Annotated in this window: 14 protein-coding genes; 1 reads left to right on the top strand and 13 read right to left on the bottom strand. The window is 66.0% G+C overall.

Going from position 1 to position 19,116, the window contains the following annotated elements:
* Nucleotides 1-3: 3 nt before the first annotated feature.
* On the top strand, nt 4-1,434 hold the full coding sequence (locus tag HWQ56_RS18115) for an ArnT family glycosyltransferase (protein WP_176571369.1): 1,431 nt from the start codon (nt 4-6) through the stop codon (nt 1,432-1,434).
* On the opposite strand, the gene HWQ56_RS18110 is transcribed toward HWQ56_RS18115, so the two are convergent.
* From HWQ56_RS18110 to glgA, 13 genes are all read right to left on the bottom strand, one after another.
* Nucleotides 1,420-1,977: a flavin reductase family protein gene (locus HWQ56_RS18110; RefSeq protein WP_176571368.1), complete on the bottom strand. Its 558-nt coding sequence runs from the start codon at nt 1,975-1,977 to the stop codon at nt 1,420-1,422. The two genes, HWQ56_RS18115 and HWQ56_RS18110, sit on opposite strands and share 15 nt — an antisense overlap.
* A gap of 58 nt (nt 1,978-2,035) precedes the next feature.
* A complete protein-coding gene (locus HWQ56_RS18105; RefSeq protein ID WP_176572427.1) occupies nt 2,036-3,571 on the bottom strand; it encodes an EAL domain-containing protein in 1,536 nt (511 codons plus the stop codon).
* Between the two features lie 150 nt (nt 3,572-3,721).
* Entirely contained in the window at nt 3,722-4,429 is a 708-nt protein-coding gene (locus HWQ56_RS18100; protein WP_176571367.1) for an autotransporter domain-containing protein, read from the bottom strand.
* A gap of 302 nt (nt 4,430-4,731) precedes the next feature.
* On the bottom strand, nt 4,732-5,463 hold the full coding sequence (locus tag HWQ56_RS18095) for an endonuclease/exonuclease/phosphatase family protein (RefSeq protein ID WP_233270946.1): 732 nt from the start codon (nt 5,461-5,463) through the stop codon (nt 4,732-4,734).
* A gap of 227 nt (nt 5,464-5,690) precedes the next feature.
* Nucleotides 5,691-6,290, bottom strand: coding sequence for an SAM-dependent methyltransferase (locus HWQ56_RS18090; RefSeq protein ID WP_158158211.1), 600 nt, complete (start codon nt 6,288-6,290; stop codon nt 5,691-5,693).
* Nucleotides 6,287-7,045, bottom strand: coding sequence for a PIG-L deacetylase family protein (locus HWQ56_RS18085; protein ID WP_158158212.1), 759 nt, complete (start codon nt 7,043-7,045; stop codon nt 6,287-6,289). The genes HWQ56_RS18090 and HWQ56_RS18085 overlap by 4 nt, the downstream gene beginning before the upstream one ends.
* Nucleotides 7,042-8,043 carry an acyl-CoA dehydrogenase family protein gene (locus HWQ56_RS18080; protein ID WP_176571365.1) on the bottom strand — a complete coding sequence of 334 codons (1,002 nt, stop codon included), beginning with the start codon at nt 8,041-8,043 and terminating at the stop codon, nt 7,042-7,044. The genes HWQ56_RS18085 and HWQ56_RS18080 overlap by 4 nt, the downstream gene beginning before the upstream one ends.
* Nucleotides 8,040-10,199, bottom strand: a complete 2,160-nt coding sequence (gene glgX, locus HWQ56_RS18075) for a glycogen debranching protein GlgX (RefSeq protein WP_176571364.1) — start codon at nt 10,197-10,199, stop codon at nt 8,040-8,042. The genes HWQ56_RS18080 and glgX overlap by 4 nt, the downstream gene beginning before the upstream one ends.
* A 149-nt stretch (nt 10,200-10,348) precedes the next feature.
* Nucleotides 10,349-10,714 (bottom strand): DUF2934 domain-containing protein, encoded by a 366-nt coding sequence (locus HWQ56_RS18070; protein WP_176571363.1) that lies wholly within the window; start codon nt 10,712-10,714, stop codon nt 10,349-10,351.
* A gap of 14 nt (nt 10,715-10,728) precedes the next feature.
* Nucleotides 10,729-13,512 (bottom strand): malto-oligosyltrehalose synthase, encoded by a 2,784-nt coding sequence (locus HWQ56_RS18065; protein WP_176571362.1) that lies wholly within the window; start codon nt 13,510-13,512, stop codon nt 10,729-10,731.
* Entirely contained in the window at nt 13,509-15,590 is a 2,082-nt protein-coding gene (malQ, locus tag HWQ56_RS18060; protein WP_176571361.1) for a 4-alpha-glucanotransferase, read from the bottom strand. Before malQ ends, HWQ56_RS18065 begins: the two co-directional genes overlap by 4 nt.
* Nucleotides 15,587-17,356 carry a malto-oligosyltrehalose trehalohydrolase gene (gene treZ / locus HWQ56_RS18055; RefSeq protein WP_176571360.1) on the bottom strand — a complete coding sequence of 590 codons (1,770 nt, stop codon included), beginning with the start codon at nt 17,354-17,356 and terminating at the stop codon, nt 15,587-15,589. The genes malQ and treZ overlap by 4 nt, the downstream gene beginning before the upstream one ends.
* Nucleotides 17,357-17,374: 18 nt before the next feature.
* Nucleotides 17,375-18,943 (bottom strand): glycogen synthase GlgA, encoded by a 1,569-nt coding sequence (gene glgA / locus HWQ56_RS18050; protein ID WP_158154649.1) that lies wholly within the window; start codon nt 18,941-18,943, stop codon nt 17,375-17,377.
* Between the last annotated feature and the right edge of the window lie 173 nt (nt 18,944-19,116).

Here is a 19,116-nt window from a genome sequence, read left to right as displayed (position 1 = left end):
GGCATGAAGTCGATACGCTGTTTCGCGCTGCTCCTGTTGATCACCGCGCTGCTGTTTTTCGCAGGCCTGGGCAATCACCCGCTGCAAGGTTCCACCGAGCCTCGGGTGGGCGGCATTGCCATGGAAATGTACCTGCACCGGGACTGGGTAACCCCACGTCTCAATGGCGAGCCTTTTCTGGAAAAGCCGCCGCTGAGCCTGTGGCTGGACAGCGCCGCCATGACCGTGTTCGGCCCCAGTGCCTGGGCGGTCAGGCTGGCCTCGGCGCTGGCCGGCCTGTTCAGCGTACTGCTGCTGTTCATCACGTTGCGCCGCCTGGACCGCCCCATGGCGGTGGCCACGGCGGCGGCATTGATGCTGGCCACCAGCGCCAGTTTCTGGAGTAACGTTCGCCAGGTGGGCGAAGATTCATTGCTGAGCCTGGGGGTGAGCCTGGCGCTGCTGGGTTTCTATCTGGCCAGCCGCCAGCGCTCTGCGGCCAGCGCGCTGATGTTCATCACCGGCATCGCCGTCGCCACCCTGAGCAAGGGCGTGTTGGGGTTGGCGCTGCCGGGGGTGGTGATCTTTGCCTGGCTGCTGGCCGAGACCCTGCGCGACCGGCGCTTGGCGCCGGGCCGCTGGCTGTGGCCGGCAGGCCTGACCCTGGTGGGGCTGGTGCCATTGTCGGTCTGGTTGGCCCTGCTGTACCAACAGGGCGGTGCCCAGGCACTCAACGACGTGCTGTGGGCCAACAGCGTCGGGCGCTTCAACGGCTCGTTCAGCGAAGCTGGGCATTTCGAGCCGTTCCATTACTACCTGGGCAAGCTGCCCGAGGCATTCCTGCCTTGGAACCTGTTGGTTTACCTGGGCCTGTGGCACTTTCGCAAACAATGGCGCGTGCAGCCTCACCTGATGTTTTTCAGCCTGTGGCTGCTGGCTCAGTTTGCCCTGCTGACGCTGGCGTCGAGCAAGCGCATGGTTTACCTGATGGCCCTGGCGCCGCCTGCGGCGGTCATCGCGGCTGAGTACGCCAACGTGCTGCTGGCCCGCTGGCAGGGTTGGCGCGCGGCGGCCACGGGACTGATGGCGGTGGTCGTGCTGGCGTACCTGGCGGCGGTGTGGGTGATTCCCCAGGCGGACCAGGCGGAGTCATTCCTGCCACTGACCGAGCGCATACGCGCTTTGCAGGCGCAGGGGCATACCGTGGCGCTGGCCACCCCCAGCGAGCGGCTGGCCGGGGCAGGGGTGTTTTACAGCCGCAGTTTGCTACCCGCTCTGCCCACTGAAGAGGCGCTGACACACTTCCTGGCGCAGCAGGAGGGCAATGTGGCCGTGATGGAGCGCCAGGATGAGCCGGGGAACGGCCTGGTGGTCATGGAGAAGCTCGCGGTGGGTACGCGTGTGTATTATTTCCTGCAAGGCCGCGTGGGCACCGACCGCTCACGTCAGCATTGAGGACTTGAACAGTCGCCGCCGGTCGATGCTCTTGCCTGAAAGCATGAACTGGCCCATTCCCTGGTAGTGCAAGGTCTCGGGCTGTGCCGGACGTTCGGCGACGTGGGCCTTGAGCACTTCGAAGATGAACAGGTTGTAGCCTTCGATCATCGCATCGTCATGCAACCGGCATTCGAAATTGGCGTGGCATTGCTCGATCATGGGCGCCTGCACGCTGCTGGCCGTGGCCGGCGTGAGGCCAAAGTGCTCGAACTTGTCGACCTCGGTGCCGCGGCAATTGCCGATGCCCACCACCACATCGACCATGCTCGCGTCAGGCAGGTTGATCACGCATTCGCCGCTGTTGCGTACCAGGTCGAACGAGTGGTTGGCGCTAGAGATCACGCAGCCGATCAGCGACGGGGTGAACTCCATCACCATATGCCAGCCCAGGGTCATGATGTTGTGCTGGCCTTGCCACTGGGATGACAACAATACGATGGGGCCGGGTTCCAGGAAGTGTCGAACGTTGGACACCGGAAAGGAGTGCTTGGTCTTGGGCATTGCCGCCTCCGCGCGTTGAGCTCACTTCATTGGTGGCTGTCACGCACGGAAAATTCCCTCATGGCGCCGGCAACTGGTCGATCAGTGCGTGCAGGGGCACGGGCCGGCCGAACAGGTAGCCTTGCAGGAACTCCACGCGGCGTTCCACCAGGTAGTCGCGCTGCACCGTGTCTTCCACCCCTTCGGCGACGATGCCAAGGTCCAGTTTGCCCGACAGCTCGATGATGCTGTCGACGATGTGGCCTGACAGCGCGTCCTTGCCGATGGTGGCGATGAAACTCTGATCGATCTTCAGGAAGTCCACCTTGAACTCGCGCAGGTACGCCAGGCTGGAATGGCCGGTGCCGAAGTCGTCGATGGCGATCATGACCCCCAGGTTGTGCAAGGCCTCGAACAACTGGTGGGTGATAGGCGTGGGGCGGATCAATTCGCGTTCGGTCAACTCCAGCACCAGGGTGACCCGGCCAGGGGCGAAGCCGGCGAGGAAGTCCCGGCAGTCGTCCAGCAGCGCCAGATCCTGGCAGTGCTCGGCGGTGATGTTGATGCCCACGTGGAAGTCGTCTTCCAGGCGTTCTGCGTGGGCGCGAAGGTCATTGGCGGCCTGGCGCATCAGGTGTCGGGTCATGGGCACGATGAGGCCTGAATGCTCGGCGAAGGGGATGAACAGGTCCGGCCGGACCAGCCCTTCGCGAGGGTGCTGCCAGCGCATCAGTACTTCCACGCCGGCCCACCGGCCCGTGATGCCGCGCACCACGGGCTGGTAGTAGGGGATGAATTCATTGGCATCCAGGGCCCGCGCCAGTTCCGCGCGGGGAGAATGGGCGCGGCGCAACAGCCAGCGGCACACGCCGCCAGCCACCAGGGCAAGGAAGACCACCAGGGCCAGCAGCAGCGGATGGCTAGCCACCCACTGCCAGGTAGCACCGGCCGGGTACCCGGTGCTGACGCTCAGTGGGTAGCGGCTGGAGGCCAGCTGCGTCGGCGCCACGGCGAACGCCGGTGACGGCGCGTCATGCACGCTGCCATTGGGCGCCAGCCAGCTGTTGCCCACCTGCAGCAGCACCGGCTGATCGCGGCCGATCATGCGCAGGGCGTTGGCCAGGTGGTAGCCGTCCAGGGTGGCCAGGGCGGTCTGTTCATCCTGGGCGGCGCGGTACACCAACAGGGCCTGGCCAGGGGTGACCGGGTTGCCGTCCATCAGCCACAGGCGGCCATCCGCGTAATCGCCGGGGTTGATCGGCTCGCTGATATCGCCGAACAGCGAGCTGCAATACAGGTGGTCGTCCAATCCCAGGTTGGTGGAGCGCACGAAAGGCCGGCGCGTGACCTGCTCGCGCAGCGCCAGGGTCACCTCGGCGCAGGGCTGGCCGGCCAGGGGCGCAAGCTCATTGGCCGCAGCGGCGACGTTGTCCAGCATCAGGTCGAACTGGGCGAGCGCCTGGTTGGCGGTGTTGCTGGCACTGGCCTCCAGGTCGCGTTCGGCCTGCCAGTACAGGATGCCAACGCCCAGTACCAGCGGCAGGGCCCCCGCAAGCCACGGGGCGAGCAGGCGAAGGGGGCGGCGTGGGCGGGGGGAGTCGGGGAAAAACGGCATCGTGCGGGCGGGGTCCGGTGAATAATGCCAAGGAGCATAGACGGTCTGGGCGGCGATGGTGGAACGATCTTCGCTCGGTGGCACAACGCGCATGGGGTGAGGTCACAGGCACAGCGGGCCTGCCCTCACCGTGTCCGCCTGCCGGGCCGTTCACCACCGCATCCGAACCCCCACATCGCCGATCAGCCCATTCAGGTCATTCTCGTCACTGGGGCTGCTGTAGTCGGCCGTCACGAACAGGCTCACCGTGGGTGTCATGCGCGCCACCAGGCCCAGGCCGACGGCGACGGCGGTGGGGTTGCGGCTGCTGTTGATCTTGTCCACCTGGGCCAGGGCAATGGGGCTGTCGTTGCTGAAACTGTAGGTCAGGCTGGTGCGCAGGAAGGGCTCGACGGCGGTGTTGCCTACCTGGTAGTGCCCAGCCAGACGAGCCCCCAGACGACCGCTCCAGCCAGGCTGGGCATCGCCGCTGGGCAACCGGGGGCCCTGCTCGCCGAGGCCCGGTAGCCACTGCTGATTGATCAACTGTGCCTGGGGTTCGAACGACCAATTCTCCCCCAGCACGAACGCCACGGTGCCGCCCAAGGCCACAGCGCTGGCGCGGGCATTGTCGGGGCGGCCGCTGTCCTGTACCTGGGAACTGACCGACCAGGCGATGCCCATGCTGCGGGCAAAGACGGTGAACTGGCCAACCGGATCGGCGCCATGGGTGGCGTCAGGGAGGGCGAAGGCACGGTTACCCAGGACCAGTGGGCCCAGGGGGTCATCAGTCGCTTCGGCGGCAATGGCCTGGGCGGGGGCGCTGAGCAAAAGCGAGGCGCAGGCGGCGTAGAGCAGGGGGTGACGGTGGGTGTTCATGGCGCGCTCCGGGTGTGGGTCTGGCAAGGGAGCACGCCATGTGCGTCGCAGCGAAGGCGGCCGAAGCCAGCGGCCCAGCTCTTGCCCAAGCGCTGAAAGACGCGGGCCAGAGGGGTGGGTCGGTGTTTTCTTGTTGTGTGTTGTGTTACCTGAAGCTAAGGAGATGCGTGCCCGGGCGTCAAGAAACCGGAACGCTGTGCAAGGCGCCGTTTACACCTTGCAAGTGATTGAAAAAGCGCTGCAATTGCACGCGGTAAGCAGCTGCGCATCTATCCAGGGATAGGGCTATTCCAAAACATTCCCTACAGATGCACTTCCACGGTCAATGGCAGGTGGTCGGACAGATGGGTCCAGGGTTTGTTGCCCAGGATAGTGGGGGCGTGGCTGGTAGCGTTGCGCAGGTACACGCGGTCCAGGCGCAGCAGGGGAAAGCGCGCGGGGTAGGTTCGGGCCAGGCTGCCGTTATGGTGCTCGAAGGCCTCGTGCAGGTCACGGGCGCGGGTCAGGGTGGTGTTGCCGCGCAATTGCCAGTCGTTGAAGTCGCCGGCGATGATCACCGGGGCGTCGTCGGCCAGGGAGTCGAGCAACTGGCGCAGCAAGCCCAGTTGCTGCTGGCGGTGGCTTTCCAGCAACGACAGGTGCACGCAGATCGCGTGTACCTCCTCGTGGCCGGGCACCTGCAGCACGCAGTGCAACAGCCCGCGGCGCTCGGGGCCGGTGATGGACACGTCGAGGTTGCGGTAATGCAGGATCGGGTACTTGGACAGCAAGGCATTGCCGTGGTGGCCATCAGGGTAGACCGCGTTGCGGCCGTAGGCGAAGTCGCTCCACATGCTGTCGGCCAGAAATTCGTACTGGGACATGGCCGGCCAATTGTGGTGGCGCTCGGCGTGGCGGTCGTGCTCGCCCAGTACTTCCTGCAGGAAAACCAGGTCGGCGCCGGTGCTGCGCACCGCTTCGCGCAGCTCAGGGAGGATGAAGCGGCGGTTGAAGGCGGTGAAGCCTTTGTGGGTATTGACGGTCAGAATACGCATGCGGTGCACCGCCACGGGGTGCTCGGGGGGATGCTGGCGGCTGGCCTGGCCGGGGGCTTTGGCGGTCACGGTTGCTCCTTGGTTGAAAGGGCGCTTACTGGTTGGGACCGGCGGTGCTGTAGGTCGGTTCCCCGGGATACGAGCGTGGTTTGGCCGGCGCAAGCGTCGGCGGCACATGCGGTGCGGCTGATGCTACGCGGTGTTCATGACGCGGCCAGGTCCGCTGGTCAGCGCAGGCCTTCGTGCTGGGCTACCGAGCGCGGGTCGCGGCCCCACAATTGCAGGATGAAATCGGCTTCACGGTGTTCCAGCAACGAGGCCATTCCCAAGCCGTCGCCCAAGTGCTGGTGCACGGCGTCGCCGTTCAGGCTGCAGCCCTGGATGGGCGCACGCCAGTGGCAGGCCAGTACCTGGCCGTCGTCGCTGAGGCTGGCACGGCATGCCTCGATCAGCCTTGCCAGGTCGGCGGCGTCCAGGTAGTAGCCCAGTTCATTGATCACCACCAGGTCGAACGGCCCTACGGGCCATTGGCCGGGCAAGCGGCCTTGTTCGACGCTGGCATGGGGAACGCTGGCCAGTTTTTCCCGGGTCAGCGCCACGGCGCGCTCGGCGGTGTCATAACACAATAGCCGTCGGCACCGCTGGGCGAGCACTGCACTGGTCTCGCCATTGGCGCAGCCAGGCTCGAAGATGGACTGGTACTCGGGCCGCGGCAGGCTTGCGAGTAACAGGGCCCGCTTGCGCTGTTCATACCAGCGCTGGCGCATGGCCCAAGGGTCGTCATTGTTGGCAAACAGGCGGTCGAACTCGGTATCGGCGACACTCATAACAACACCACTTCGTAAGGTTGCATCAAGCGCTCAAGCACCGTGGCAGACAATACCGGGTCCAGCCCGGCCTGAGGGTCGCCTTGCAGTTGGCTGGTGAAGGCCTGCGCCGCGTGACGCTTGCGGGCCAGCATCTCTGCACTCAGGGGGACCTTGCGGGCTCGTTGCCACGGGACCCGGGTATCACCAGGGGTCGCCCAGTGCCAAGTCCAGATCGGCAGTTCATGCACGGTGGCCCCTACCACCTCGGCGGCGGCGCGGCTGGCGTGGCCCACGGCTTCGTGGTCGCAGTGGCCGTCGTGGCTCCAGGTGGCGAAGACCACATCGCTGGGCAACAGGTGGCTTTCCAGGAACGCCTGCAACCTGGCCTGGCCGGCAGGCACCTGGCTGTCGGCCAGGCCGACCCGCAGCCACGGCAGTTCCCCGGGCTGGAAGCCCAGGCGCCGCAACGCCTCGGCGCTTTCCCGCGGCCGCTCGGCAGCCAGCCGCTCCGCCGGCCATTGCCGGGAGCCGGGGTGGCTGGCGGTACCGTCGGTCACGGATATCAACTGTACGGGCCGGCCCAGGGCGAGCAGGTGTTGCAGCAGCCCGCCACACCCCAGCACCTCGTCGTCAGGGTGGGGCGCGACGATCACCGCGCGGCTGCCCGCCGGTACCAGGCGGTCAACCTCGCAGAACGGCAGCCTGGCCAAGAGCGGGCAGGCCTGCCAGGCCTCAGGCGCTGTGCCTTGGCCGACAATCGGGTTGGCTTTCATAGGTTCAACTCGCTGATGCTCGCCTGGCTGGCCAGGGCGCCCAGTTGCGCCAGGTCGCGCTCGGCGTGGCTCTGGCGCAGGAACACCGGCAGGTCGGCGGCCAGGCGTGCGAAGTGGGCGTCCAGGCAGTAGGGCCCCGCGCCCAGGGCATGGCCGACATGAATGAGGGTTTGCTCGCAGGCGTGCTCGGCCACGGCGCGCACGCGCCGGGCCAGGTATTCACAGGATTCGTCGGGGGCCGCGTCCACGCTGGCAGCGGTCTGGCGCAGCACGGTACGCAGGGCGAACAGGGCGCTGTCGACGGCACCCAGGTGCGCCCGTGCGTGGGGTTCGTCACGGGGGTAGGCTTGCAGGCGCTGGGCCAGCTGCTGCGCCGCGCCATACCAGCACGCGGCAATGCCGATGGCGCCCTGCCAGAAGCCCGGACGTTCCAGGTACTCGCCCGGGCCACCCACGCGCGTGCCTTCGGCGTCGTCGAACTGCACCTGAATGCTGGCGGTGGCCCCCATGCCCACCGCCTGCCAGCCTTCATTGACCACGGTGACGCCGGGCTGACGCAACGCCACGGCCACCAGTTGCTGCTGGCCATGCTCGTCCCAGGCGGTGAGCAGCGCATGGCTGAGCTGGCCGGCGCCGGAACACCAGGCCTTGCGGCCGTTCAACACGTAGCGGTCACCGTCGCGCTTGACGGTGACCCGCGCGTTGGGCGGTTCGGCCGCCCAGGTGCCCCAGGTACTGCCCACGGCCACCTTGGGGGCGGCCAGTTCAGCCATGATCGCCAGGGCGTCCGTATGCCCTTCGTAGAATTTGCACAGCCCCAGGTCCTGGCCAGCCACCACGGCCAGGCAGCGCCAACGCTCCAGGGTGCGGCCGCTGCCGGGCAGTGCCAGGCGGTCGAGACCGTCGGCCACCAGCGCCTGCAAGGCTTGGTGCAGCGCCGCAGCGTCTGGGTAGCCAGCCGCCGGGCGTTGCAGGGTCGCCGTCAGCACGCGGTTCATTCTTCCACTTCCCGGTGCAGCTCGAACAGCAACAGCGAACGGCCGGTCACCAGGAAATCACTGCCGAAGGGCAGCGGTTCGTGGTCGCGCAGCTCGGGGCGGTTGGTGTCCACCAGGCACGTCCAGTACTCGCCCTCGGGTACTTCGGGCAGGATGAAATTGACCACGTCGTGGTGGGCGTTGACGATCAGCAGCAAGGTCGCATCGGCGCCCGGCTTGCGGATGCCGCTGGTCTGGGCCCGGCCATCGAGCAGCATGCCCAGGCAGCGACCGTTGCCGTCCTGCCATTGCTCGGTGGTCATCTCGCTGGCATCGGGCGCCAGCCAGGTGACGTCCTTGACGCCGATGTCTTCGTTGTAGGTGCCTACCAGGAAGCGGTTGCGGCGCAGGATGGGGTAGGAATTGCGCAGCCGGATCAGGCGCCGCACGAAGCGCAGCAGGCCTTTGCCATCTTCGTCCAGGTCCCAGTTGACCCAACCGATCTCACTGTCCTGGCAGTAGGCGTTGTTGTTGCCGTTCTGGGTGCGGGCGAACTCGTCCCCGGCGACGATCATGGGCGTACCCTGGGAGAACAGCAACGTGGCCATGAAGTTGCGCATCTGGCGCAGGCGCAGTTCGACGATTTCGCGGTCGTCGGTGGGGCCTTCGACGCCGTGGTTCCAGGACAGGTTGTTGTTGCTGCCGTCCTGGTTGTTCTCGTCGTTGTCTTCGTTGTGCTTATCGTTGTACGACACCAGGTCACGCAGGGTGAAACCGTCGTGGGCGGTGATGAAGTTCACCGAGGTGTACGGGCGCCGGCCGCGCTGGTTGAACAGCTCACCCGAACCGGTCAGGCGCCCGGCGAAATCGGCCAGCTGGCCGTCGTCGCCTTTCCAGAACGCCCGGGCGGTATCGCGGAAGCGGTCGTTCCATTCCGCCCACCCCGGGGCGAAGCCGCCCACCTGGTAACCGCCCGGGCCGCAGTCCCAGGGTTCGGCGATCAGTTTGACCTGGCGCAGTACCGGGTCCTGGCGGCAGGCGACGAGGAAGCTGTGGCGCTCGTCGAAGCCCTCGTGGTAACGGCCCAGGATGGTCGCCAGGTCGAAGCGGAAGCCGTCCACGTGCATCTCCGTGGCCCAGTAGCGCAGCGAGTCGGTGACCATTTGCAGCACGCAAGGGTGGCTGAGGTCCAGGGTGTTGCCGGTGCCGGAGTCGTTGATATAGAACCGCTTGTTGTCAGGCATCAGCCGGTAGTAACTGGCGTTGTCGATACCACGCATGGACAGGGTAGGGCCCTGCTCGTTGCCTTCGGCCGTGTGGTTGTAGACCACGTCCAGGATCACTTCCAGGCCGGCGTCGTGCAGGTGCGCGACCATTTCCTTGAACTCGGCGATCTTGCCGTTGGCCAGGTAGCGCGGGTGCGGGGCGAAGAAGGTGATGGTGTTGTAGCCCCAGTAGTTGTTCAGGCCTTTTTGCAGCAGGTGCTGGTCGTTGACGAAACCGTGGATGGGCAGCAGCTCGATGGAGGTGACCCCCAGCTTGCGGATGTGCTCCACCACCTCCGGCACCATCAGCCCGGCGAAGGTGCCGCGTTGATCTTCCGGGACCGCCGGGTGGCGCATACTGATGCCGCGTACGTGGGTTTCGTAGAAGATGGTCTTGTCCCACGGCACGTTGACCCGCTGGTCGCGGCCCCAGGTGTAGGCGGGGTCGATGACGCGGCACTTGGGCACGAAGGGCGCGCTGTCGCGCTCGTCGAAGCTGAGGTCTCCGTCGGGGTGGCCGATGGTGTAGCCGAACAGCGCCTCGGACCACTTCAACTGGCCAACCATCTGCTTGGCGTAAGGGTCGATCAGCAATTTGTTGTGGTTGAAACGGTGGCCGTTCTCAGGGTCGTAGGGGCCATACACGCGGTAGCCGTAGGTCAGCCCGGGGTGGGCGTCGGGCAGGTAGCCGTGGAAAATCTCGTCGGTGTACTCGGGCAGCTCGATGCGTTCGAGCTCAGTTTCGCCGGTGGAGTCGAACAGGCACAGCTCCACCTTGGTGGCGTTGGCCGAAAACAGCGCGAAATTGACCCCTAGCCCGTCCCAGGTGGCCCCAAGCGGAAAGGGCAGGCCTTCGCGGATACGGGTTGGATCGGTGCCGGGGGCGGGGGTGAACTTCTTTTGACGGCTCATGGCGATGTCCTTTGCACTGCGAATTCAGGGCGATAGCGGGCCGTGCCGGCCTGATGCCGGGAAGGCGGGTGGTTAAAAGCGAGTGACGGCGCACGAGTACTCCGGGCAGCCCTGGCAGGCTGGCCGGAGTACCGGGAGCGTTGCCGGGATCAGCTGGCCGGGGGTTTTTTCGCGCTGGAGCGCGGTTTCTTCTCAGCAGCCGCTTTCACTGGGGCAGCGGCGGGTTTGGGTTTCGGGGCAGCGGCGGCCTTGGTGGCGGCGGGTTTCGCCGCGGCGGCTGGCTTGGCACTGCCGTCGGCGCTATTGGCTGCTGGCTTGGCCTTGTCGGCGGTGCTGACAGTGGCCTTGGGCTTGGCCGCAGCCTTGGCCTTGCCAGGTTTGGTGGGCGCCAGGGCTTCGGCTTCGGCCAGCTTGCGGGCCATCTCCCAGTGGCGCTCTTCATGGCCCTCGGGTTTGCCTTCCGATTCCCAGATCTGGTAGGCGAATTCGCGTATACGTTTGTCGTCGGCACTCATTTCAACGCTCCTGATCACAAGTCACTTTGTACTAAGAGATTGACGGGAAAATCCTTCAGGGCGGCATCGAGCCGCAGTTCCTTATTGGCTGTGACTGCCACGTCTGAAAAAAGTCCCTTAAATGTAGGCAGAGTGTAGTTAGAAGGTAGCACGATGCGGGTGTCTCCCCACTTGGGTGCCTCGATGAGCGGGCTGCTGGCCTCCCCCAACAGGTCGCTGGCCAGCCGTGGCACGATGACGATGGCCAGTTCATCGTCGTGGATGCGGGCGAAAGCCACCACCCGTTCGGCCTGTTCACCCAGCACCTGCAGGGGCTGATACGTGCCGCGGGCAAACAGCGCCATGTGCTCGGCACGGCACTTCAGGGTACGGGCGATCAGTTGCTGCTTGATGTGCCCGTCCTGCCAGCGTGCCAGCAACTCCACCGGGCTGGCGGGTGTGGCCAGCGCCTGCTCACGAGCAGCGTAGTCGACGGGGCGGCGGTTGTCTGGGTCGACCAGGCTCAAGTCCCAGAATTCAGCACCCTGGTACAGGTCGGGAATGCCGGGCACGGTCATGCGCAGCAGGGTCTGCACCAGGCTGTTGAGGGCGCCGGCCACGCTCAGGCGTTGCACCGCCGCTACCAGGGAGGCGCGCAGCTGCTGGTATTGAGGGTCCAGCAACAGGCGTTGCAGGTAGGCTTTGCAGGCGTGTTCGTAGGGCTCGTTGGGCGCGCTCCAGCTGCTGGCGAGCTTGGCTTCGCGCAGGGCCTTCTGCTGCCATTGGAACAGCCGCTCGGCGTAAGCCTCAAGGCCCTGGGCGTCATCGCTGGCCAGGCCCAGGGGCCAACTGCCCAGCAGCGCCTGGAACAGGATCAGTTCGTCGCCGGGGCTGGGGGCAACGTTGTCCCCTACCTGGCTGCGCAGCGGCTCGGCAAGCGCCTGCCAGTGGTTCACCCGGCCCGGGTACCAACTGCTGCGTTCACTGAGCACAGCCAGACGTGCACGGGTGTCTTCGCCGCGCTTGTGATCGTGGGTGGCGGTGGCCAGCAGGTTGTCGGGGAAGTGCGCCAGACGCTCTTCGCAGGCCCGGTGAAAGACCTCGGGCGGGGCGCTGAAATGCTCGGCATCGAAGCCGACGTCGTTGCGCGACAGCAGCACCGCGCTGCGGTAGAAAGCGGTGTCTTCCACGGCCTTGGCGGCGGTAGGTGAGGTCAGTTGCTGGAAGCGTACGCAAGCATGGCGCAGCAGCTTGCGTGGGCGCCCGGGCGGCAGGTCACGCCAGGGTTCGCCGCCCAGCCAGCGGGCGAGGTAGTCGAGCACCGGCCAGTCGGCTTCGCCGAGGGTGCCGCGGGCGCCTTCCAGGGCTTGCTGGAAGTAGCCTTCGTCCTCGGCCGGGCGTCCGCAGGCGCTGATGTAGGTACGGTAAACAGGGAAGTGCACCACCAGCGCCTGCAGGGCCCGGCGAATGGCGCCGAGGGTCAGGTCACGGCTCATCAGGTCGCCACGGGCCACCTGCAGCAGGGCCTGGGCAACGGATTCGAAGTCCCCGGCCAGGCTGCCGTTGATCACCAGTTGGCGGGCGGCCAGCGCTTCTTCCTCAAATACCGCCGGGCGGCCACTGACACTGCTCCACAGTTCGGCCAAGGGCTCGGCGCCGGTGGGGTCGTGTTGCAGGCGCGACACCTGGTTCATGAACTCGTAACCGGTGGTGCCGTCCACCTGCCAGTCGCGGTGCAGTTGCTCATCGGCGCCCAGGATCTTCTCCACGTAGATGGGGAAATGGGCCACCGCGGCGTTGGCCGGACGCTTGTCAAGCAGCCGCTCGACTCGACGGCGCAGCTTGCGGCAGTAACCGCGCGGGTCGGCCAGGCCGTCCACGTGGTCGATGCGCAGGCCATCGATCAAGCCTTGCTCGATCAACTCGAAAATCTTGGCGTGGGTGGCCTCGAACACGGCGGCACGCTCCACGCGCAGGCCGCCCAGTTCGTTGACGTCGAAGAAGCGCCGCCAGTTGATATCGTCCCCGGCGGTACGCCAGCTGGCCAGGCGGTAATGCTGTTTCTCCAGCAAGCGGTGCAAGCGTTCGAAGCCTGGCGCCGTGGTGCTGTCGAAGCGCTGCAACAGGGCGTCCAGGGCCGGTGTGTGGCTCTGGCTGATGGCGGCCAGTTCAGCGCGCAGTTCCACCGCTTTGTCATAGGCGTGGGGGTCGTGCTCCAGTGCGCCGAAGCGCCCGCCCAGCTTGCTCAGCACCGGGTCATCGGAGGGGCTGAGGATGTCGGCGTAGTCGGGGGGCGATACGGGGAAACGGTGCTCGTAGTGCTCGATGAACAAACGCCCTTCGCCGGCGTCCAGGCGCAGCGGAATCTCCCCGGCCGACAGGCAGGCACCGTAGTCATTGCCCAGGAATGGCAACAGAAGCTGGCCTTCGAGCAGTGGGTCGGGGGAGTGCCATTGAATGTCGAAGAACTCCGAGTAGGGGCTGCGCCGGCCCCATTCCAGCAGGTCCAGCCACCAGGGGTTGTGCCCACCGCCCACCGCCATGTGGTTGGAGACAATGTCCAGCACCAGGCCCATGTCGTGTTCGCGCAGGGTTTTGACCAACCGGCGCAGGGCAGGCTCGCCGCCCAGTTCCGGGTTGATGCGCGTGGGGTCGACCACATCGTAACCGTGCATGGAACCGGGGCGGGCCTTGAGAATGGGCGAGGCATACAGGTGGCTGATGCCCAGTTGCTTGAAGTACGGCACCCGGGCAGCGGCATCGTCCAGGGTGAAGTCTTTGTGAAACTGCAGCCGCAGGCTGCCGGTCATGGCCTTCATCGATCACGCTCATTGGCTTGTTGGCGGGCGCAGGCCAGGAGTTCCAGGCGCCGCGCGGCGTCTTCATCGTCCAGCAGGGTCTGGCTGTCGCCGTTGAAGCGGCGGCGCCAGTTGGGGTGGCTGTCGGTGGTGCCGGGCAGGTTGGGTTGCTCTTCCACACCCAGGGCGTCTTCCAGCGGCAGCAGCACCAGGGGCGCGCGCGTGTGGCCCAGGAAGCGCACACAGGCGTCGATGACCTGGTCGGTCTCGCTGCCGGCTTCGACGAAATTCTGGCTGTCGTGGGCCAGCGCCTGGCGCAGCCCACGGCGTTCATGCTCACGGGTTTCGCGCCATTGCTGCTCGGTGTGCGCGTCGATCAGGCTGAGTTTGTGGTTCCAGTCGATGTCACGGGCTTTCCACCAGCCGTGCAGGGTAGGCAAGTCATGGGTGGTGCTGGTGGCCAGGGCGTTGTCAGGCCAATGCAGCACGGGGTGGAACTGCCCGGTGTGCGCTTGTTCGAACAGCAGCACGCGCATGCCCAGCATGTGCCGTGCGGCGAGTTTTTCCCGCAGGCCGTCAGGCACGGTGCCCAGGTCCTCGCCCAGGACGATGGCCTTGTGGCGGTGGGACTCGAGGGTCAGCAAGCGCAGCAGGTCGTCGATGGGGTAATGCAGGTAGGCGCCTTCGCTGGGCGGCGAGTCCATGGGAATGACCCACAGCCGTTGCAAGCCCATCACGTGGTCGATACGCAGGCCGCCGGCGTGGGCGAAATTGGCCCGCAGCATTTCGATGAAGGCACGAAAGCCGTTGCGCACCAGCCCTTCAGGGGAAAACGCGGAGATGCCCCAGCCTTGCCCGGCGCGGTTGAGGATGTCGGGCGGGGCGCCGACGGTGAGGTCGGCCAGCAATTCGTCCTGGCGACTCCAGGCCTGGCTGCCAGCGCCGTCGGCGCCCACGGCCAGGTCGGCAATCAGGCCGATGCGCATGCCACTGCCCTTGGCCGCGTGGTGCGCGCGTTCCAGGCTGCGGGCCACCAGCCATTGGCAGAAGGCGTAGAAGCTCACTTCATCGGCGTGCTCGCGGGCGAACTCGGCGATGGTCGGGTGGCGGGGGTCGTGCCACTGCGCCGGCCACTGGCGCCAGTCCTGGCTGGCACCACGGGCAGCACAGTCGGCTTGCAAGGCCTCGAAGCGGCAATGGTTTTCCAGGGCTTCGCCGCCAGCGTGGCGGAAACTGGCGAAATCGGCGGTCAGCGGATGGTCGCCGTGGCGAAAACCATTGTACAGCGAGCGCAGCAGGCGGAACTTGGCGTCGGCCGCCGCAGGCCAGTCCACCAGCGGCAGCTTTTCCAGCTGCTCCAGGGTGGCGCCCAGGTCAGCGTCATCAAGCGCCACGCGCAGGGCGCGTTCGCCGAGGATGGCGCCGGGGGCGGCATACAGCACGTTGAGAAACAGCCGGCTGGAGGGTGAGTAGGGGCTGTAGCGGTGGGCGTCACTGCTGAACATGGCGTGCATGGGGCTGATGGCCAGGGCATCGCAGCCGCGCTCGCCGGCGCTGCGGGCGAAGGCTTCCAGCGCCTGGGTGTCGCCAAAACCACCGTCGCCGCTGCGTCGCAGGCTGTACAGTTGGGCGCTCAACCCCCAGGCGCGCGGGGCGGCTTCGCCGAGGGCGTCGGCCACGCTGTAGCAACGTGCGGGGGCCACCGCCAGGGTGAATTGCTGGCCTTCGATGCGCACGTCCTGGTAGCCCACCGGTACCAGGCCCGGCAGGGCGCCACGGGCATCCAGGCGTAGGTCGAGCACGGCGCTGTTTTCAAGGTGCACTTGCAGGGGCGTATGGGGCGCGAAATAGTGGCCCAGGTCCAGGGGCTGGCCGTGGTCGACGGTCAGCAGCGGCGGCAGGTGGGTGTCGCGGCGGACCTGGTCCAGGTCCTTGAGGCTGGCTTCTACCGCATCGGCGTCGTCGGCAGGGTGGCCGAGCCCGGCCAGTACTTTGCGCAACACGGGGTCGGCCACGGTTTGTGGCCGTCCATTGGCATCCGTCCACTGCACGGCAAGGCCGGCTTGTTCCGCCAGTTGCCGCAGGCGTTCGTCACTCATGCATCATCTCCGGCAGGGGTCAGGCTGACCAAGGCGCTAAAAGGGGGCTGCGAATCAACGGGGCTGTCGGCCGGCGCCAGGCGGCTGTCGAACAGCCGGTGACGCGGGTGCGGTAGGCGGGTCGAGACCGGGCTATCGCTGAGGTTGAGGTCGATGCGCAACACGCTGCCATCGTTCAACTGCCAACGGGCGTACAGGGCCCCTGATGCCAACACCTCGGCGCCCAGCGAACGGCTGCCGGACAGGTGTTCGGTGAGGTGCTGGTGGCGCAGGCTCAGCAGGGTGCGGTACAGGGTGGGCCAAGGGGCGTCGTCGGCGGCCACACTGGGGCGTGAGGCGCTGAAAGTGGTTTCGGCGTTCGGGTCGGGAATGCGTTCGCGCTGTTCGGCATCGGCGAAGACGGCGAAGTGCTTGAACTCGGCACGCCGGCCTTCACGCACGGCTTCAGCCAGCTCGCCGTGGTGGCTGGTGAAAAACAGGAAAGGTTCCTCGGCGCCGCTTTCGTCGCCCATGAACAGCAGCGGGGTCATGGGGCTCAGCAGCAACAAGGTGGTGGCGGCGCGCAACGCTTCAGGGCTGCACAGCCGAGTCAGGCGTTCGCCGAAGGCACGATTGCCGATCTGGTCATGGTTCTGCAGAAACAGCACAAAGGCATTGGGCGGCAGGTGCGCGCTAGGCTCACCCCGCGGCTCGCCGTGGCGGTTGCGTTCGCCCTGGTAGATGAAGCCTTCACTCAGGCAACGGGCGAGCTTGGCAGTGGGTTGCTCGGCGAAGTCGCTGTAGTAGGCTTCGGTCTCGCCGGTCAGCAGCACGTGCAAGGCGTTGTGGCCATCGTCGTTCCACTGGGCGTCGAAGCCTTCTTCCAGCAGGTGGGCCTGGTTGAGCTCGTTTTCCAGGTTGAGCCAGACGTGCCGCGGGCTGTCCACCTGCTGACGAATGCGGGCAGCCATCTGCTTGAGAAAGCCGGGGTCTTCGATGGCGTGCACGGCGTCGAAGCGCAGGCCATCGAAGCGGTACTCCAGCAGCCACATCAGGGCGTTGTCGATGAAGAAGTCGCGTACCTGCGGGCGGCGGAAATCGATGGCATCACCCCAGGGCGTGGTCTGGTCGTGGCGGAAAAAACCCTTGGCATAGCGCCCCAGGTAATTGCCGTCCGGCCCGAAGTGGTTGTACACCACGTCGAGGATCACCATCAGGCCGTGGCCATGGGCGCAGTCGATCAGGTGCTTGAGTTGTTCCGGGGTGCCGTAGGACGACTGCGGGGCGTAGGGCAGCACCCCGTCATAGCCCCAGTTGCGATCGCCCGGGAATTGCGCGATGGGCATCAGTTCGATGGCGGTCACGCCCAGGTCGGCCAGGCGCCCTAGGTGTTTCTCCACCGCAGCGAAGCCGCCGAGCACGCCCACGTGCAGTTCATGAATCACCGCTTCGTGCCAGGGGCGCCCCTGCCAATCGGGAAATTGCCATGGGTAGGTGTTGGGGTCGACCACCAGGCTTGGGCCGTGGACGTCGCCTTGCTGGGCGCGCGACGCAGGGTCGGGCACCAGCAGTTCGCCGTCGATGAGGTAGCGGTACGGGGTACCGGGGGGGCAGGGCGTGTTGATCACGAACCAGCCGTCGTCCTGGCTCAGCATGGGTAGGGACTGGCCATCGCCCAGCTCGACGCTGACGGCGAATGCGTCAGGCGCCCAGAGGGCGAAGCGGGTCAACCCCGAGTCCAGCAGATGTGCACCATGTGACCAGGTTTCAGGTGTCGGTAGCGGCATCGGTGAAACCTCTTCCGTTTAGTGGCTACCTGATACGGCCACCGATTTGTGCACGAGTTCCTCGTAAAGTTTGGCGTAGGGTTCGACCGCCTGGCTCCAATTGAACGGCTGGGTCATGGACAGGCAGCGCATGGCGTTCAGCAGTTCGGGTTTGCTGTACACGTAGAAGGCCCGGCGCAGGGCTTCTTCATAGCTGGCCACGGTGGATTCATTGAACAGAAAGCCGGTGACGCCGTCTTCGATGGTGTCGGCCAGGCCGCCGGTGTTGCGGGCCACGGGCAATGAGCCGTAGCGCTGCGCGTACATCTGGCTCAGGCCGCATGGCTCATAGCGCGACGGCATCAGCAGGAAGTCGCTGCCAGCGAACATGCGCCGTGCGTCGGTTTCGTTAAAGCCGATGCGCACGCTGATACGGCCGGGGAAACGGGCCGCCAGTTCGCGCATGGCCTGTTCTTCTTCGGGCTCGCCACGGCCAATGATCGCAATCTGGCCGCCATTGTTGACGATGAACTCGGCCACGCCCTGGGTCAGGTCCAGGCCTTTCTGGTAGACCAGGCGCGACACCACGGCGAACAGCGGGCCATCGGAGTCGTCCAGTTCGAATAGCTGGCGTACATGGTCGGCGTTGACCTTCTTGCCTTCCCAGTCATTGAGGCTGAACGGGCACACCAGGTGCGCGTCGGTAGCCGAATCCCAGCTGTCGTCAATACCGTTGGGAATGCCGCCCAGCAAGCCTTGGTAGGCTTTGCTGCTGAGGAACCCGTCCAGGCCGCAGCCGAACTCGGGGGTGGTGATCTCTTCGGCGTAGGTGGCGCTGACCGTGGTGATATGGCTCGAATACGCCATGCCGGCCTTGAGGAACGACAGTTTGCCGTAGAACTCCATGCCTTCCTGTTGCAGCGCATGTTCCGGCACGCCCAGTTCCGGGCAGCAAGCGCGGCTGACCACGCCCTGGTAGGCCAGGTTGTGGATGGTGAACAGGGTCGGGGTGCTCAGGCCGCGCCAGTGCATGTAGGCCGGGGCCATGCCGGCCGGCCAGTCATGGGCGTGAACCAGGTCGGGCTTCCAGTGCACCATGCCCAGGCCGGCGGCGATGTCGGCGGCGGCCAGGCCCAGGCGGGCGAAACGGATGTGGTTGTCGGGCCAGTCACGGCCATTGTTGGCGCCGTAGGGGGTGCCATCGCGCTCATAGAGCTCGGGGCAGATCAGTACGTAGATGACCAGGCCGTCCTTGAGGTCCATGCGCCCGATCTTGCAGGGCGGCAACGCAGCGTGGCCGCCCAGTTCGCCGACGATGTGGATCGGGTTGTCACTGTTGAGTACTTGCGGGTAGCCGGGAATCAGCACCCTGACATCGTGCAGCGGGCTCATGGCCCGGGGCAGCGCCTGTGACACGTCGCCCAGCCCACCGGTCTTGACCAGATCGGCGATCTCGGACGTTACGAACAGCACTTTCTGGCGGTTGGGGTTACCGCGTGCTTCGGCGTGATGGATCTTGCCTGTCGAAGCGATCTGCGCCAGTTGTGTCGGCTCGCTTTCCTGCTTGTTAAAACGCTCTCCATGGGTTTCGACAGCGGCACTGATCATCGTTCTCTCCCGTGCATTAATGCAATGTGGCAAGCACCTGTTTTGTGATCCAGCGCCCCACGGTCAAGCGCGCAAGCGCAACGCTTACCGGCGATCCTGCCGGTGGCGAATTGACGGAGTGGGGTGGTTTGGCCGCGGAGACGAACAGCATTTCCATGGCCTACCTTTAACCT

Origin of the sequence: Pseudomonas eucalypticola (assembly GCF_013374995.1) — a bacterium.
Lineage (GTDB): Bacteria > Pseudomonadota > Gammaproteobacteria > Pseudomonadales > Pseudomonadaceae > Aquipseudomonas > Aquipseudomonas eucalypticola.
This window is presented reverse-complemented; position numbering and strand designations above follow the sequence as displayed.

Bases quoted from the DNA above. Each gene is read 5' to 3' on its own strand.
- HWQ56_RS18115 (WP_176571369.1), top strand. From the start codon at position 4: ATGAAGTCGATACGCTGTTTCGCGCTGCTCCTGTTGATCACCGCGCTG.
- HWQ56_RS18110 (WP_176571368.1), bottom strand. From the start codon at position 1,977: ATGCCCAAGACCAAGCACTCCTTTCCGGTGTCCAACGTTCGACACTTC.
- HWQ56_RS18105 (WP_176572427.1), bottom strand. From the start codon at position 3,571: ATGCCGTTTTTCCCCGACTCCCCCCGCCCACGCCGCCCCCTTCGCCTG.
- HWQ56_RS18100 (WP_176571367.1), bottom strand. From the start codon at position 4,429: ATGAACACCCACCGTCACCCCCTGCTCTACGCCGCCTGCGCCTCGCTT.
- HWQ56_RS18095 (WP_233270946.1), bottom strand. From the start codon at position 5,463: ATGCGTATTCTGACCGTCAATACCCACAAAGGCTTCACCGCCTTCAAC.
- HWQ56_RS18090 (WP_158158211.1), bottom strand. From the start codon at position 6,290: ATGAGTGTCGCCGATACCGAGTTCGACCGCCTGTTTGCCAACAATGAC.
- HWQ56_RS18085 (WP_158158212.1), bottom strand. From the start codon at position 7,045: ATGAAAGCCAACCCGATTGTCGGCCAAGGCACAGCGCCTGAGGCCTGG.
- HWQ56_RS18080 (WP_176571365.1), bottom strand. From the start codon at position 8,043: ATGAACCGCGTGCTGACGGCGACCCTGCAACGCCCGGCGGCTGGCTAC.
- glgX (WP_176571364.1), bottom strand. From the start codon at position 10,199: ATGAGCCGTCAAAAGAAGTTCACCCCCGCCCCCGGCACCGATCCAACC.
- HWQ56_RS18070 (WP_176571363.1), bottom strand. From the start codon at position 10,714: ATGAGTGCCGACGACAAACGTATACGCGAATTCGCCTACCAGATCTGG.
- HWQ56_RS18065 (WP_176571362.1), bottom strand. From the start codon at position 13,512: ATGAAGGCCATGACCGGCAGCCTGCGGCTGCAGTTTCACAAAGACTTC.
- malQ (WP_176571361.1), bottom strand. From the start codon at position 15,590: ATGAGTGACGAACGCCTGCGGCAACTGGCGGAACAAGCCGGCCTTGCC.
- treZ (WP_176571360.1), bottom strand. From the start codon at position 17,356: ATGCCGCTACCGACACCTGAAACCTGGTCACATGGTGCACATCTGCTG.
- glgA (WP_158154649.1), bottom strand. From the start codon at position 18,943: ATGATCAGTGCCGCTGTCGAAACCCATGGAGAGCGTTTTAACAAGCAG.